The organism is Pseudomonas sp. WT-JTC, from assembly GCF_056711565.1.
Window position 1 is genome coordinate 2,548,485 of the sequence record NZ_CM160042.1, and the last position, 12,619, is coordinate 2,561,103.

The window sequence follows — 12,619 nt, forward strand, 5'->3', positions numbered from 1 at the left end:
TGGATCAAGATCAAGAGCGGCAGGCGAGCTAACGCTCGGCCCTGTAGGAGCGAGCCTGCTCGCGATGGACGTCAACGATGACGCGGGCTGTCTGAATCCCCGCGGTGTCCCGGCGTTTTTCGCGAGCAGGCTCGCTCCTACAGGTTCTGTGTGTTAGCTGGCGGAGCAATCAATTCATCTTGCTGTGATCATGCGTCATCGTGCTGTGATCCATGGTGCCGATCGCCTTGGCAACGGCTTCAACCTGAATCGACTCTTTCTCGCCCCTGGCGTCTTCCACGGTCAGGGTCAGCGGCACCTTGTCGCCTTCCTTGATCTGGGCCGTCAGGTTCATGAGCATGATGTGGTAGCCGTGGGGATCGAAGCTCACCGCCTCACCAGCCGGCAGCGCGACAGACTGAACCTGCTGCATTTTCATCAGGTCGTCTTTCATGCTCATTTCATGAATCTGCACAAGTTTGGCAACCGGCGTTTGCACGCTCAGCAACTTGCTGTCGCCGCTCGCGGTGACGGTCATGAAGGCGCCACTCGACGGCTGGCCGGCTACGGTGGCACGGACCCAGGCGTCTTCGACCCGGGTTTGTGCCGACACCTGAAAGGCCAGGCCGACCAGGGACAAGCCCAGCGCCAGTTGCTTGCAACGTTGCACGAAACGGTTTTTAGCCTGCGGGGCATTCATTTCAGCAAACCTCCATCACGGTGAGCAGGTCTTCTGCACACTCTTTGGCCGTCAGGGACGTGGACAGTCCCAGGCGCAGAGTGCCCCGGGAGTCGAAGACATAACTGGTCGCGGTATGGGAGAGGGTATAGGTGTCGCCGCTCGGCACTTTTTCAAAGAACACGCCGAATTCCTTGGCGGTGGCGGCGGTTTCTTCCAGGGTGCCGTACAGCGCTTCGAAACTCGGGTCGAAAGCCTTGACGTACTTGTCGAGCATCTCTGGCGTGTCGCGCTCAGGGTCCAGGGTGATGAAGATCACCTGCAGCCTTTCGCCATCGCGACCCATCAATTTCTTGGCCTGGGCCGCACGGGCCAGGGTGGTGGGGCATACGGCCGGGCACTGGGTGAAACCGAAGAACACCATCGGCATCAGGCCGCGATAGCTGCCCAGCATCCGGGTTTCGCCCTCGGCGTTCTTGAGCTTGAAGTTACGCCCCATGATCTTGTCGCTGAGGTCTTTTCCGTACTTGAACGACAGCTTGCTGCTGTCGTCGCAACCGGCGAGCAGGCCCAGGCTCAACAGGCCCATGCCTTGCAGGACGGTTCGGCGGGTATACAAGGTACTCATGAAGGAAAGCATCCTGTTGAACAGGCTGAAATGACAGCGTGATGACTGTACAGACGAAAAAATCCCGGGGATGTTAACAAACTGTGCCGGTGCCGGAGGGGGGGATACGACCATTGGACCGACGCAGAGGCGTGACATAGTGTCGCGCCGGAGCGAGGGGGCAGGACCAGCCGCCCCCTTGGGGCGAGCTTAACGACGCAGCTGCGCGCAGTGATCCTGTTCCGGTTGCGCCGCGGTGTACCAGACATAGTCCGCGCTCTCGCCAGTCACGGTCTTGCCCGCTTCGGCCAGGATCAGCACCGCATTGTCTGCACCGGCACCGAGGTCTTTCAGGTGCAGTGGCACCCCCAGGTCCTTGCGCACGTGGAAGGCACCGGCCAGCAGCAACGCTGGCGCCGGCGCGGCCATCAGGCGCTCGGCCATGCGCCGGTCGCGCTGTTGCTGCACGGCGAGCATGGCCGGCATCTGTGCTTCGGGCAGCAGGCCGCAATGGGATTGGCGGATGTCGTCCAGCAAGGTCGTCTGCACCTGTTGGGTGGTGGACGCTTCACCGGTGAGTACCGGGCGCTGTTTGTAGATCTGCATGATCTGCGCGCGGTCCAGGTTCGCCGCCAGCAGCGGATACGGTTGTCGCAGCGCGTAGGTGACGAGGGCGCCATAAACACTCCAGTCCCAATTGGCCTGCCAGGCCAGCGCCTCGAACGCATCGGCCGGTGGCTGGCCGGCGCGGGCCGCGGCTTGCGCGGCATCGACCCTGGCCTGTTGATCGGGGTTGAGCATTTCCATCAGCAGACTGCCCTGAGGGCGTTGTGCCGCCAGTTCGCGCAGCAGCCACAATTGCAGGGCGTGGTGGTCCGGGTTGTCGTGCTGTTCACCGACCAGGACACGCGGTGCAACGGCCAGGCGTTCGACCAGTTCCCGGGGCGTCAACGTGCGACCGGTCGCCAGTTCGCGGATGACTCCCTGGTCAGCGTGATCACGGCCTTGCGGAGCAATGGGCGCCGGGGGCGGTGTGACCTGATGGGTGGTTTGGCAGGCAGCCAGCAGGCTGAATGCACAGAGCAACAGAAAGCGCATCGGTTTTCCTTATTGGGCAGGTGCCCCCTCGATGACAGAGGAGGGGGCGATATCAGCGCGCGATGATCAAAGGGTGGCCGCGTTCCGGATGCTGATGAATCAGCACCTCCAGCCCATACACCGCCGCCAGTGCCTCGGCAGTCAACACGTCTGCCGGTGGGCCGTAGGCGTGGGGCAGGCCTTGTTGCAACAACAGTAGTTGATCGCAGTAACGTGCGGCCAGATTGAGGTCGTGCAGGATCACCAGTACGGCTGCCCCGCGCTCGGCGAAGTCGCGCACGGCTTGCAAAATGGTGTGTTGGTGCAGTGGATCGAGCATTGACGTCGGTTCATCGAGCAGCAGGGTCTGTCCTTCGGCCCCCGGCCAGAGTTGCGCGAGCACCCGCGCCAGATGCACGCGCTGGCGTTCACCGCCGGACAGGGCCAGGTAGCTGCGTCCGGCCAGATGAAGCGCATCGGCAGCCTTGAGCGCCTCGGCGACGATTTCGGCATCGCGCACGCGGCCGCTGGCGTGAGGCAAGCGACCCATGCCGACGACCTCATTGACCGAGAACGCAAAGTTCAGGCTCGAGCTCTGCGGCAGCACGGCCAGGCGTTTGGCCCGTTCCTGACCCGGCCAGTCGGCGAGTTGACGTTCGTCGAGGCTGACCGTGCCTTCGCTGCTCGCCAGTTCGCCGCATAAAGCAGCGAGCAGGGTGCTTTTGCCGGCGCCATTGGGTCCCAGCACGCCGAGCACTTCACCGGGGCGCAATTGGATATCGATGTTCGCCAGTACCGTGCGGTTGCCACGGCGAACCAGCAAGTTGTTTGCCCGCAGCATCAGGAACGCCCTCGTACCAGCAGATAAAGAAAGAACGGAGCCCCGATCAGTGCCGTCACGATGCCGATGGGCAATTCAGCCGGCGCCAACAGCAGGCGCGCGGCCAGATCGGCCAGCAACAGCAGGCTCGCGCCGGCCAGCAACGATGCGGGCAACAACACCCGGTGATCCGGGCCGACCAGCAGGCGCATCAGATGCGGCACCACCAGGCCGATGAAACCGATCAGGCCGGCCGCCGCGACTGCCGCGCCGACGCCGAGCGCCGTGCACAGCACCAGCTCAAGCTTGATCCGCTCGATGTCGAAACCCAGGTGACGGGCCTCCGACTCACCCAGCAGCATTGCATTGAGTGCCGCCGCCCGACGTGGCAACCACAACGCCACGCCCACGGTGACGATCAGCAACGGCCACAGGCGCGGGTAGCTGGCACCGTTGAGGCTGCCCAGGTTCCAGAACGTCAGGGTGCGCAACGTTGCGTCATCGGCCAGGTAGGTGAACAGCCCCACGCCGGCACCCGCCATGGCCGTCATCGCCACACCCGCCAACAGCATGGTCGCCACGTCGGTTTGCCCGTCCCGGCGGCCGAAGCGATACACCACCGCCGTGACGATCAGGCCACCGGCGAAGGCACTGACCGACAGCAGATAAGGCTCGATGGCCGGTGGCACGCCACCGAGCAGGCTGCCGCCGACGATGGCAAGGGCGGCACCGAGTGCCGCGCCACCGGAAACGCCGACCAGACCCGGGTCCGCCAAGGGGTTGCGGAACAACCCCTGCATCGCCACGCCGGACAACGCCAGTACCGAACCCACGGCGATGCCGAGCAGGCTGCGCGGCAGACGAATCTGACCGAGGATCAGCTGCGCTTGCTGCGTGTCACCACCGTCGAGTGGCAACCCGAGCAGGCGCATCCCGGCCAGCAAGGTATCGCTCAGCGGCAGGCTGACCGGCCCGAGGGCCAGGGACAACCAGAACACCAGCACCAGCAACAGCAGCAAAAAGATCAACGTCGGACGCGGCCGGAAAATGGCCGTCATTGGCTGAGCCCGACGGTCTGCGCTTTGGCGTCCGGGTAGAGCGCCGTGGCACAGGCCAGAAGTGTTTTGATACGCATCGGGACTATTCCTTAGCCGATCAGAGCGGTGGCGGTTTCAGCCAGGGCACGCCAGTCGCCACGCTCAGGGATGCCCGGTTTGCGCACGTCGAACAACTGGATGACCAGTTCGCCTTCGGCATCGAAACCTTCGTAGCGGGTGATGATGCCATCGACGCTCGGCTTGCGCACACGCCACAGTTCGGTCACGCCAGTGGTTTTGCAGTGCCTCCGGTCGTAAAGCCGCGCAATTGAACTGGCGGTGCCTAGACTTTCAGCTTGATCAGCCTTGGGGAGACTGTCGGTCAACCTGCGCGAGCGGTGCGCGGACATGCAAACCAGAGGTTAAAACATGACTACTCAATCGATAGATACCGAACAGATCAACCAGGTGGTTCGCCATTACGTGGAAGGTATGGTCTTTGCCGATGAAGCGTTGCTGCGGCAGGCCTTTCATCCAGACTGTCGCATCATCGGTCACTTCCAAAAGGTGCTTGAATGGGCATCCCTGGATGAATTTGTCGTGGCCATCAAGGCCGAAATCCCGGCGCGTGCCGGGACGCAGCCGTTTTGGCAGGTGATCAATCTTGATGTCACCGGCGATGCCGCCGCAGTCAAGGTCATCGATGATTTCGCCGGGATACGGTTTACCGATTACCTGTCGTTGCTGAAGGTGGACGGGCGATGGGTGATCATTAACAAGCTCTACTACTACGAGGAGTAGTGCCTGGTTGCGACACATTCGACGCAAAGGCTTACGTCTATCCTCATGAAATAATCTCGTGATCATCACGATTTAAATGAGTTTGTCTCACTAAGGCTCGATTGCCGACAATGACGCCATTAACCACATGGAGTTTTTCGTCATGGCATTGGCCCATTCCCTTGGATTTCCGCGCATTGGCCGCGACCGCGAACTGAAAAAAGCCCAAGAGGCGTTCTGGAAAGGTGAATTGGACGAAGCCGGTCTGCGTGCCGTTGGCCGCGACTTGCGCAAGACCCATTGGGACTTGCAGAAAAAGGCCGGGGTCGAACTGTTGCCGGTCGGCGACTTCGCCTGGTACGACCAGGTCCTGACCCACTCGCTGATGTTCGGGGTGATCCCGGAGCGTTTCCGCCCGCACGACGGCAAGGCCAGCCTGCAAACCCTGTTCGGCATGGCTCGTGGCGTAAGCGACAGCTGCTGCGGCGGCGCGCACGCCCAGGAAATGACCAAGTGGTTCGACACCAACTATCACTACCTCGTCCCTGAATTCAGCGCCGATCAGCAGTTTCAGCTCGGTTGGGACCAGTTGTTCGAGGAAGTCGAGGAAGCCCGTGCGCTGGGACACAACGTCAAACCCGTCATCATCGGCCCGCTGACTTACCTGTGGCTGGGCAAGGCCAAGGGCGTCGAGTTCGACAAGCTCGAACTGCTCGATCGCCTGCTGCCGCTGTACGGCCAGATCTTCCAGCGCCTGGCGGCACAAGGCGTTGAATGGGTACAAATCGACGAGCCGATCCTGGTTCTCGACCTGCCGCAAGCCTGGAAAAACGCCTTTGAGCGTGCCTACAACCTGATTCAGCGCGACCCGCTGAAGAAACTGATTGCCACTTACTTCGGTGGTCTGGAAGAAAACCTGGGCCTGGCCGCCAACCTGCCGGTGGACGGTCTGCACATCGATCTGGTGCGCGCCCCCGAGCAGTTCCCGACCATCCTCGATCGCCTGCCAGCCTACAAAGTGCTGTCGCTGGGCGTGGTCAACGGCCGTAATGTCTGGCGCTGCGACCTGGAAAACGCTTTGGCCACCTTGCAGCACGCAAACGAGCGTCTGGGTGATCGGCTGTGGGTCGCGCCATCCTGCTCGCTGCTGCACAGCCCGGTCGACCTGGGGCGTGAAGACCAGCTCGATAGCGAACTGAAAAGCTGGCTGGCGTTTGCCGTGCAGAAGTGTGAAGAAGTCGCGCTGCTGGCCCAGGCAGTCAACGAGCCGGAAGCGCAGAAGGTGCTTGAAGCGCTGACTCAAAGCCGTGCCGTGCAGGCCAGCCGTGCGGCATCGCCACGCATTCACAAGCCAGCCGTGCAGGCGCGTGTTGCCGCCATCACCGCCAGGGACAGCCAGCGGCACTCGCCGTTTGCCCGACGTATCGAGAAACAGCGCGCCGGCCTGAACCTGCCACTGTTCCCGACCACCACCATCGGTTCGTTCCCGCAAACCGCGTCGATCCGTCTGGCTCGCCAGTCGTTCAAGCAAGGCAAGCTGACCGAGGCCGAATACACCGAAGCGATGCACAGCGAGATCCGTCACGCCGTGCAAGTGCAGGAAAACCTGGGCCTGGACGTACTGGTGCACGGTGAGGCCGAGCGCAACGACATGGTCGAATACTTCGCCGAGCAACTCGACGGCTACGTGTTCACCCGTTTCGGCTGGGTCCAGAGCTACGGTTCGCGCTGCGTGAAACCAGCGGTGATCTTCGGCGACCTGAGCCGTCCGAAAGCCATGACTGTGGAGTGGATCCGCTATGCCCAAGGCCTCACCGACAAAGTGATGAAAGGCATGCTGACCGGTCCCGTGACCATGCTGATGTGGTCGTTCCCGCGTGAAGACGTGAGCCGCGAAGTGCAGGCCCGCCAGCTGGCCCTGGCCATTCGCGACGAAGTGGTGGACCTGGAAGCCGCCGGCATCAAGATCGTGCAGATCGACGAAGCCGCGTTCCGCGAAGGCTTGCCGTTGCGCCAGGCGCAGTGGCAGCACTACCTGGACTGGGCCACCGAAGTGTTCCGCCTGTGCGCCTCGGGGGTGCGTGACGAAACCCAGATCCACACCCACATGTGCTACAGCGAGTTCAACGATGTGATCGAGTTCATCGCCGCCATGGATGCCGACGTGATCACCATCGAAACCTCACGCTCGGACATGGAACTGCTGGATGCGTTCGAAGCCTTCGCTTACCCCAACGAAATCGGCCCGGGCGTGTACGACATCCATTCGCCACGGGTACCGGACTCCTCGGAAATGGCCAACCTGCTGCGCAAGGCAGCCAAACGCATTCCCGCCGACCGCCTGTGGGTCAACCCGGACTGTGGCCTGAAAACCCGCGGCTGGGCGGAAACCGAAGCGGCGCTGGTGCATATGGTCAATGCGGCGCGTCAACTGCGTAAAGAATGGGCCTGACGCTTTAGCAGCATGAGCAGGCCGGAGTACTTCACAGTGCTCCGGTTTCTATGTTGGCTGTGCCGACGTCTTCGCGGGCAAGCCCGCTCCCACAGTGATCGATGTCGACCACAAATATCGAGGCCGGCAAACAACCCTTGTGGGAGCGGCGGTGCGGCGATCCGACTTGCCCGCGAAAGCGGTAGGCCAGTCACCGATAATGTTGGCTGTGCAAACGCCTTCGCGGGCAAGCCCGCTCCTACAGCCGGGGCTCGGCCACCAGCAGCAACGACTGAGGTACGGGGCTTTGCGGGTGCTGTGGTTCCTGCAAGCTGGCCAGTGCAAAACCTGCCATGTCCAGTGCATTGAGCCAACTGGACAAGGTGCGGTAATACCATGGCATGGGTTGCCATTGCCCCTTGAACCCGGCGAAAGTCTCTTCCCGCCAGCCATCCTGATAGTCGCCGGCTGCAGCTGTCCACGGGTGCAGCGTCTGGATCAGCAGCGCGCCGCCAGGGGCGAGCAGGCTGTTCATGGCGGCGAGCAGGGGGATGATGTCCTGATGCAGCAGGGCGAAGTTGGCGCAGATCAGGTTGTAGCCGCGGCCGATGTCGACTTTCGCTTCTGCCAACTGTTCATGGCTCGCCAGATGCACCGGCGCAGTGCCCGCCGCCCGCGCCGCCTCCACCAGCGTCGCATCGCCATCAACACCGACTGCATCGATGCCACGTTCAGTCAGTGCACGCAATAACCAGCCTTCGCCGCAACCCAGGTCGAGCACACGCTCGGGCTGACGACCCAGAACCGCCAGCAGGATCGCCTGGTCAGTGACCTTGAGGCGGCTTTCGATGCTACCCGTGCGGATGGCGTCGATCCAGGCCTGGGCATTGTGGTGCCAGCTGTCGAGGAGGGTGGATTCGGGGGCGGGCATGGCGTTGTCCGGCGTGGTGGGTTGGATGAAAGGATAGGGCAAAGGCGCCGATCAGCCATTTCCAGTACAGATGATTTGCCGGTGGAACTGGCTCCACCGGCAGCGCAGCGAACGCCGGGCGGGCTAGCCGCTTTTGGTGGCTGCCAAATGATAGGCAACCAACGCGTTGGCGTGACCATGACCCATGCCGTGTTCGGTCTTGAGCCAGGCCACCATTTCCATGTGCTTCTTGTCGTTGACGGTCTTGAGCAGATCCAGCCAATGGGCGATCGGCTGACCATACTTCTTTTCGATTGACGGGAAATACGAAGCCGGTCCTTTGGTTTTTGTCTCTTCGGTCACGATGCAAACTCCCTTTTCGATTTTCCGGGTGTGAAAGCAGCGCCGGTTACGTTACTTATTTAACGTCAGAGAGTCCATCGTCCGGGTGGTCGAAGGTTTGTCCGGGACACCCCGCGTCAATAATTCATCCCGTCTTCGATAGCGATGCCCTGGGCACGCATGGCCTTGATCAATTCGCTTCGGGTGCCGGGCAGGTTGAGCATGGTCCTGGCGCGCAACTCCGTGACTTCCTCGGCGGTATACGGCTGATAGTCGGCCGGCAGGCTGTCGCCCGCCATGCCGTCTTTGCGCATCAGCCAGTTGAGCAAATCTGCAAGTTGCGCGTTGTTCAACGCCGACTGCGACATGCCCGGCACCCGCACGAGGAATTCGCGGCCACCGGGTACTTTCAGGAAGTTGCCGACAAAGCCTTTCATCCGCGGTGTGTCGTTGGCGGCGGAACCCGTGCCGTCGCCCAGGTGGCAACCGGCACATTGCAACTGATAGTTCACGCCGACGCCGTACCCGGCCTGGGCAATCGGCGTTTGCGGTGATTCATTGCCCGGCGCGTGATGCTGGTTCGGGTCGGGAATGGCCCGGGCGAAAGCGAGCGGGGTGCTCAGGGCACAGACAAGACCGAGCAATATCAACCTACGCATAAAAAATCTCCGCTGATGACCGGTTTGGCACTTGTAGGTGTAGGAGCGAGCTTGCTCGCGATGGACGTCAACGATAACGCGGGCTATCTGGTTTAACGCGTCGCCCTTGCGTCCATCGCGAGCAAGCTCGCTCCTACAGGTACACATTCAAAGCAGTAAAAAAAGAACAGCAGCCACAGAAAAAAAGCCGCCGATTGCGCGAGCAACCGGCGGAAAGTGCGCGTTTATACGGCGACGCCGCGGATCACCGAAACGGTGCAGTGGTAGATGTGCGACTTGGCGGCCAGGCACCAGTTCACATCGTTGTTGTTGAACGGGCGGTAGGCCGGTTCTTCACTGTCGTTACGGGTACAGGCGCATTGCGCGCAACTCTGCTTACCGCAGCAGTCGTTGTACGAAATGATGTAGTCCTTGCCATCGGCCGGGTTGCGGCAGGTACCGATCCAGGTCACTTGCGAGGCTTCGGTGCCCGGTGGGCAGGAGGTCACCGACCCGCCGCAGCAGCTGCACAGGAAACCGTCGATGGAGCAGTAGCGCCAGTAGTCGCAGCTGTTCGGATCGCCAGGGTCGCCGGCTTTCGGGTCAGTGGCGGCCAGCGCCTTGCTGGTGCGATCCAGCGGCAGCAGTACGGGCAGAGCGGCACCGGCAACGATCAACGAGCCCATGCGTGCCAGCAGTTTGCGGCGCGAGGTAGTGTCGGCAACACGGCGCGAGGAGCGCTCGAACAACAGATCCAGCAGTTTCATAAACGTCTCCCTGCCTTATCAGTGGCTATGGCCGTGGCCGTGGCTGTGGTCGTGGGTGTGCGGTTGGGCATTGAGGTACTGCTGCAGCGTGGCGTGCTTGAGGTGCTCGACTTCGAACAGGCTGTCCAGGTGCTCGCGGGAGTTGACCAGGCCCTTGGCGCGCAGGGTGCCGGCCTTGTCGATCAGCGCGGCGTACGGCAGCTTGCCGATCTGGTAGGTCATGCCCACTTCCGGGCCGACCACATAGGTGGCGTCTTCCAGTTTGTGTTCACGGATCAGTGCTTGCTGGGCGTCCATGTCGCCATCGCTGACGAACACCACGTCAAGGCGATCAGCTTGTTCCTTGGCGATGGACTTGATCGCCGGCAGCAACGACTTGCAGATCGGGCAGGTCGGCGAGAGGAAGAACAGCAGTTGCGATTTCTCACCGGCATAACCGAAGTTCACCGGGCGACCGTTACGGTCGGCGGCGGTGATTTGCGGGGCGGCTTCGTTCACCGCCACACCTTTGTCGACCATCAGCGCGCCAGCCGGGGCCAGGCGACCGTGCAATACGCCAATCTGCCGCACCAGACCCATGACGACAAACGCCACGGCCACCAGCAGCACCCAGAGCAGAACGTTGGAAACTATCAAGCCTTCCATTTCGATTACCTACCAATCAATTTGAGCAGAAAAGGGGAATTCGCCAGCAAGCCATCGGCGGCGGCGTAGATGAGCAGCGCGACGGCGGCGGCAGCCAGGGTCACGAAGCCATCGAATACAGTCATGTCGCGGACCACCGGTGCGACGCTTGCCAGCAGCGCCAGCGCCACCAGCACGCTGTTGCGCAGCAGCAGGACCGGGCGCAACGGTTGTGCCTGGTCGGGACCTGCGCAACCGCAGTCGATGTCCGCACGACCGCGCCACAGGTTGATGCCGATGGCGACGGCGTACAGCGCCAACAGGCTGGCGGCCCCCAGCGCGGCATAACCACGGCTGACCGGTACCAGCAAGGCGAAGGCAATGGCCAGTTCCAGCATGGGCACCAACCGTGCCGTCGGGCGCACCAGCGCTTGGGGCAGCAGTTGATAGTCCGCCAATTGCCGGGCGAAGCGGGCCGGCGCGCGCAATTTGTGGGTCGCGGCGCTGGCCAGCAACACCGCGATGGCGATGGCGTTGGCAATGATGAAGATCGGATCTGTGTGCATGGCCGAACCTCTTAGTAGCTCAGGACCTGAGTCGCGGTCTTCGCGACTTTCGGCATGCTGCTGGTGAGCTTGTTGGTCTTCAGATCGAAAATCTGCAAGCCACCTTCCACATCGGCACCGAGCAGCAGCGGCTTGTCGTCGTCGGTGGCCTGCATGCTCCAGATCGGGGCCGGGGCTTCCAGGGTGGCGATTTTCTTCTGAGTCTTGAGATCGAAGGCCCAGATCAGGGTGCTCGGGTCTTCCCACTTCATCGGTTCGTGGGCGTCATGCATCAGCACGTACAAGCGGTTCAGCTTCGGCGCGACTGCCATCAGCTGCCAGCCACCCGGAGCCCAACCCGCCTTCTTGTCTTCGTCGGAAACCAGCGACCAGCTCGGCAGGACCTTCGGTGCGTCGCCGCTGAAATCCACACCGCGTACGGTGCCGGTCGTGGTAGTGAAGTAGTAGGTGTCGCCGACGTTGACTGCGCGCTCTACCAGTTTTTCCGCGTTCGGATCAAAGAACGGCGTGCGGCTGCGCGCGGTTTCCTGGCCCTGATCGTTGAGGGTTACCACCTGCAAGCTGCCGTCACCGCACAGCGAGGCGAAACGGCGGTTGCCGATCGGGTAGTTGAGCACGCAACCGGGGATGGAAATTTCCGTGGCAACCGCTTTGGCCTGGGTGTCGACCACGGTGACCGATGTCGACGGGGTGAAGTTGTAGACGTAGACGAACTTGTCGTCGCCGCTCGGCTTGAGCGAGTAACGCTGGGTCAGCGACTCGGCGCGCTTGTTTGGAATCAGCACTTCCCAGGCCGGCGACAGGGTCGAACTGTCCCATGCGGTGAGCACGTCGGTGCGGGTGCCGCGGGTGCCGCGCGAATACCAGATGTCCGCACTGTAGATGGTTTTCTTGTCGTGACTGAGGGTCGACGGCGCAGCAAAGCCGGTCGGCACCATGCCGAGGATGCGCTTCTGGTCCGGATCGACCACGGTCACACGGCCTGCCACGAAGCTGTCGAACTCGACGTCGATGACGAACGCTCGGTGAGCTTCCGGGGGGAACGCCAGAACGGTCTGGCCAATCGTACCGGCGGGCAAGTCCGCGCGGGCACTGTTCAAACCTAGTACAAGCAGGCTCAGGCCAAGCGCTGACTGTACGGAGATCCTGTTTGTTCGCATAAGGGGAACTTCCTGAATTGTTGGTAACGCGGATCGCGGGTGCTTTGGCAGATTTTTACCCTTTGATTCTGCCGTGCCCCGCGATTGGGAGAATTGCCCTGCCTGCCAAGTGTTTGTGTGTCTGTGCCAGTGTCAGAAAACGCTTTATGTAGGAGCGAGCTCGCTCGCGAAAAACCCAGGGGCGCCGCTGGGCATCTGGTTT

Annotated in this window: 14 protein-coding genes and 1 pseudogene; 2 read left to right on the top strand and 13 right to left on the bottom strand. The window is 62.0% G+C overall.

Features of this window, described 5'->3' with window-relative positions; genetic code table 11:
* Positions 1–169: 169 nt before the first annotated feature.
* From AC06G5_RS11710 to AC06G5_RS11735, 6 genes and pseudogenes are all read right to left on the bottom strand, one after another.
* Positions 170–679 (bottom strand): copper chaperone PCu(A)C, encoded by a 510-nt coding sequence (locus AC06G5_RS11710; protein ID WP_413427623.1) that lies wholly within the window; start codon positions 677–679, stop codon positions 170–172.
* 1 nt (position 680) lies between these two features.
* Entirely contained in the window at positions 681–1,286 is a 606-nt protein-coding gene (locus AC06G5_RS11715; protein WP_057398495.1) for an SCO family protein, read from the bottom strand.
* A 189-nt stretch (positions 1,287–1,475) separates the two neighbouring features.
* Positions 1,476–2,363 carry a ChaN family lipoprotein gene (locus AC06G5_RS11720; RefSeq protein ID WP_480459509.1) on the bottom strand — a complete coding sequence of 296 codons (888 nt, stop codon included), beginning with the start codon at positions 2,361–2,363 and terminating at the stop codon, positions 1,476–1,478.
* 52 nt (positions 2,364–2,415) lie between these two features.
* Positions 2,416–3,183 (bottom strand): heme ABC transporter ATP-binding protein, encoded by a 768-nt coding sequence (locus AC06G5_RS11725; RefSeq protein ID WP_413427621.1) that lies wholly within the window; start codon positions 3,181–3,183, stop codon positions 2,416–2,418.
* Entirely contained in the window at positions 3,183–4,166 is a 984-nt protein-coding gene (locus AC06G5_RS11730) for a FecCD family ABC transporter permease (RefSeq protein WP_413427634.1), read from the bottom strand. The genes AC06G5_RS11725 and AC06G5_RS11730 overlap by 1 nt, the downstream gene beginning before the upstream one ends.
* A 143-nt stretch (positions 4,167–4,309) precedes the next feature.
* Positions 4,310–4,504: pseudogene (locus tag AC06G5_RS11735) on the bottom strand (hemin-degrading factor); the annotation flags it as partial.
* Positions 4,505–4,628: 124 nt separating this feature from the next.
* On the opposite strand from AC06G5_RS11735, the gene AC06G5_RS11740 reads away from it, so the two are divergent.
* Both AC06G5_RS11740 and metE read left to right on the top strand, forming a co-directional pair.
* Positions 4,629–5,000: a nuclear transport factor 2 family protein gene (locus tag AC06G5_RS11740; RefSeq protein WP_413427620.1), complete on the top strand. Its 372-nt coding sequence runs from the start codon at positions 4,629–4,631 to the stop codon at positions 4,998–5,000.
* Between the two features lie 142 nt (positions 5,001–5,142).
* Complete coding sequence (gene metE / locus AC06G5_RS11745) at positions 5,143–7,431, top strand: 5-methyltetrahydropteroyltriglutamate--homocysteine S-methyltransferase (RefSeq protein WP_480459510.1); 2,289 nt, start codon at positions 5,143–5,145, stop codon at positions 7,429–7,431.
* Between the two features lie 238 nt (positions 7,432–7,669).
* Here metE and AC06G5_RS11750 read toward each other — a convergent pair whose 3' ends face one another.
* The 7 genes from AC06G5_RS11750 to AC06G5_RS11780 all read right to left on the bottom strand — a co-directional run bounded on the left by AC06G5_RS11750 (position 7,670) and on the right by AC06G5_RS11780 (position 12,417).
* Positions 7,670–8,341 carry a class I SAM-dependent methyltransferase gene (locus AC06G5_RS11750; RefSeq protein WP_413427618.1) on the bottom strand — a complete coding sequence of 224 codons (672 nt, stop codon included), beginning with the start codon at positions 8,339–8,341 and terminating at the stop codon, positions 7,670–7,672.
* 123 nt (positions 8,342–8,464) lie between these two features.
* Entirely contained in the window at positions 8,465–8,683 is a 219-nt protein-coding gene (locus AC06G5_RS11755) for a DUF4287 domain-containing protein (RefSeq protein ID WP_480459511.1), read from the bottom strand.
* A gap of 116 nt (positions 8,684–8,799) precedes the next feature.
* On the bottom strand, positions 8,800–9,321 hold the full coding sequence (locus AC06G5_RS11760) for a cytochrome C (RefSeq protein ID WP_480459512.1): 522 nt from the start codon (positions 9,319–9,321) through the stop codon (positions 8,800–8,802).
* Positions 9,322–9,545: 224 nt separating this feature from the next.
* Positions 9,546–10,067, bottom strand: coding sequence for a methylamine dehydrogenase light chain (locus AC06G5_RS11765; protein WP_413427615.1), 522 nt, complete (start codon positions 10,065–10,067; stop codon positions 9,546–9,548).
* Between the two features lie 18 nt (positions 10,068–10,085).
* The gene (mauD, locus tag AC06G5_RS11770; RefSeq protein WP_413705123.1) at positions 10,086–10,712 is read right to left on the bottom strand and encodes a methylamine dehydrogenase accessory protein MauD; all 627 of its coding nucleotides are present in this window, start codon (positions 10,710–10,712) and stop codon (positions 10,086–10,088) included.
* Positions 10,713–10,717: 5 nt separating this feature from the next.
* The gene (locus tag AC06G5_RS11775; RefSeq protein ID WP_413427613.1) at positions 10,718–11,257 is read right to left on the bottom strand and encodes a MauE/DoxX family redox-associated membrane protein; all 540 of its coding nucleotides are present in this window, start codon (positions 11,255–11,257) and stop codon (positions 10,718–10,720) included.
* A gap of 11 nt (positions 11,258–11,268) precedes the next feature.
* Positions 11,269–12,417, bottom strand: a complete 1,149-nt coding sequence (locus tag AC06G5_RS11780) for an amine dehydrogenase large subunit (protein WP_480459515.1) — start codon at positions 12,415–12,417, stop codon at positions 11,269–11,271.
* Between the last annotated feature and the right edge of the window lie 202 nt (positions 12,418–12,619).

Coding starts and splice junctions, on each gene's coding strand:
- AC06G5_RS11750 (WP_413427618.1), bottom strand. CDS start 8,341: ATGCCCGCCCCCGAATCCACCCTCCTCGACAGCTGGCACCACAATGCC.
- AC06G5_RS11775 (WP_413427613.1), bottom strand. CDS start 11,257: ATGCACACAGATCCGATCTTCATCATTGCCAACGCCATCGCCATCGCG.
- AC06G5_RS11760 (WP_480459512.1), bottom strand. CDS start 9,321: ATGCGTAGGTTGATATTGCTCGGTCTTGTCTGTGCCCTGAGCACCCCG.
- AC06G5_RS11725 (WP_413427621.1), bottom strand. CDS start 3,183: ATGCTGCGGGCAAACAACTTGCTGGTTCGCCGTGGCAACCGCACGGTA.
- metE (WP_480459510.1), top strand. CDS start 5,143: ATGGCATTGGCCCATTCCCTTGGATTTCCGCGCATTGGCCGCGACCGC.
- mauD (WP_413705123.1), bottom strand. CDS start 10,712: ATGGAAGGCTTGATAGTTTCCAACGTTCTGCTCTGGGTGCTGCTGGTG.
- AC06G5_RS11780 (WP_480459515.1), bottom strand. CDS start 12,417: ATGCGAACAAACAGGATCTCCGTACAGTCAGCGCTTGGCCTGAGCCTG.
- AC06G5_RS11740 (WP_413427620.1), top strand. CDS start 4,629: ATGACTACTCAATCGATAGATACCGAACAGATCAACCAGGTGGTTCGC.
- AC06G5_RS11710 (WP_413427623.1), bottom strand. CDS start 679: ATGAATGCCCCGCAGGCTAAAAACCGTTTCGTGCAACGTTGCAAGCAA.
- AC06G5_RS11765 (WP_413427615.1), bottom strand. CDS start 10,067: ATGAAACTGCTGGATCTGTTGTTCGAGCGCTCCTCGCGCCGTGTTGCC.
- AC06G5_RS11720 (WP_480459509.1), bottom strand. CDS start 2,363: ATGCGCTTTCTGTTGCTCTGTGCATTCAGCCTGCTGGCTGCCTGCCAA.
- AC06G5_RS11715 (WP_057398495.1), bottom strand. CDS start 1,286: ATGAGTACCTTGTATACCCGCCGAACCGTCCTGCAAGGCATGGGCCTG.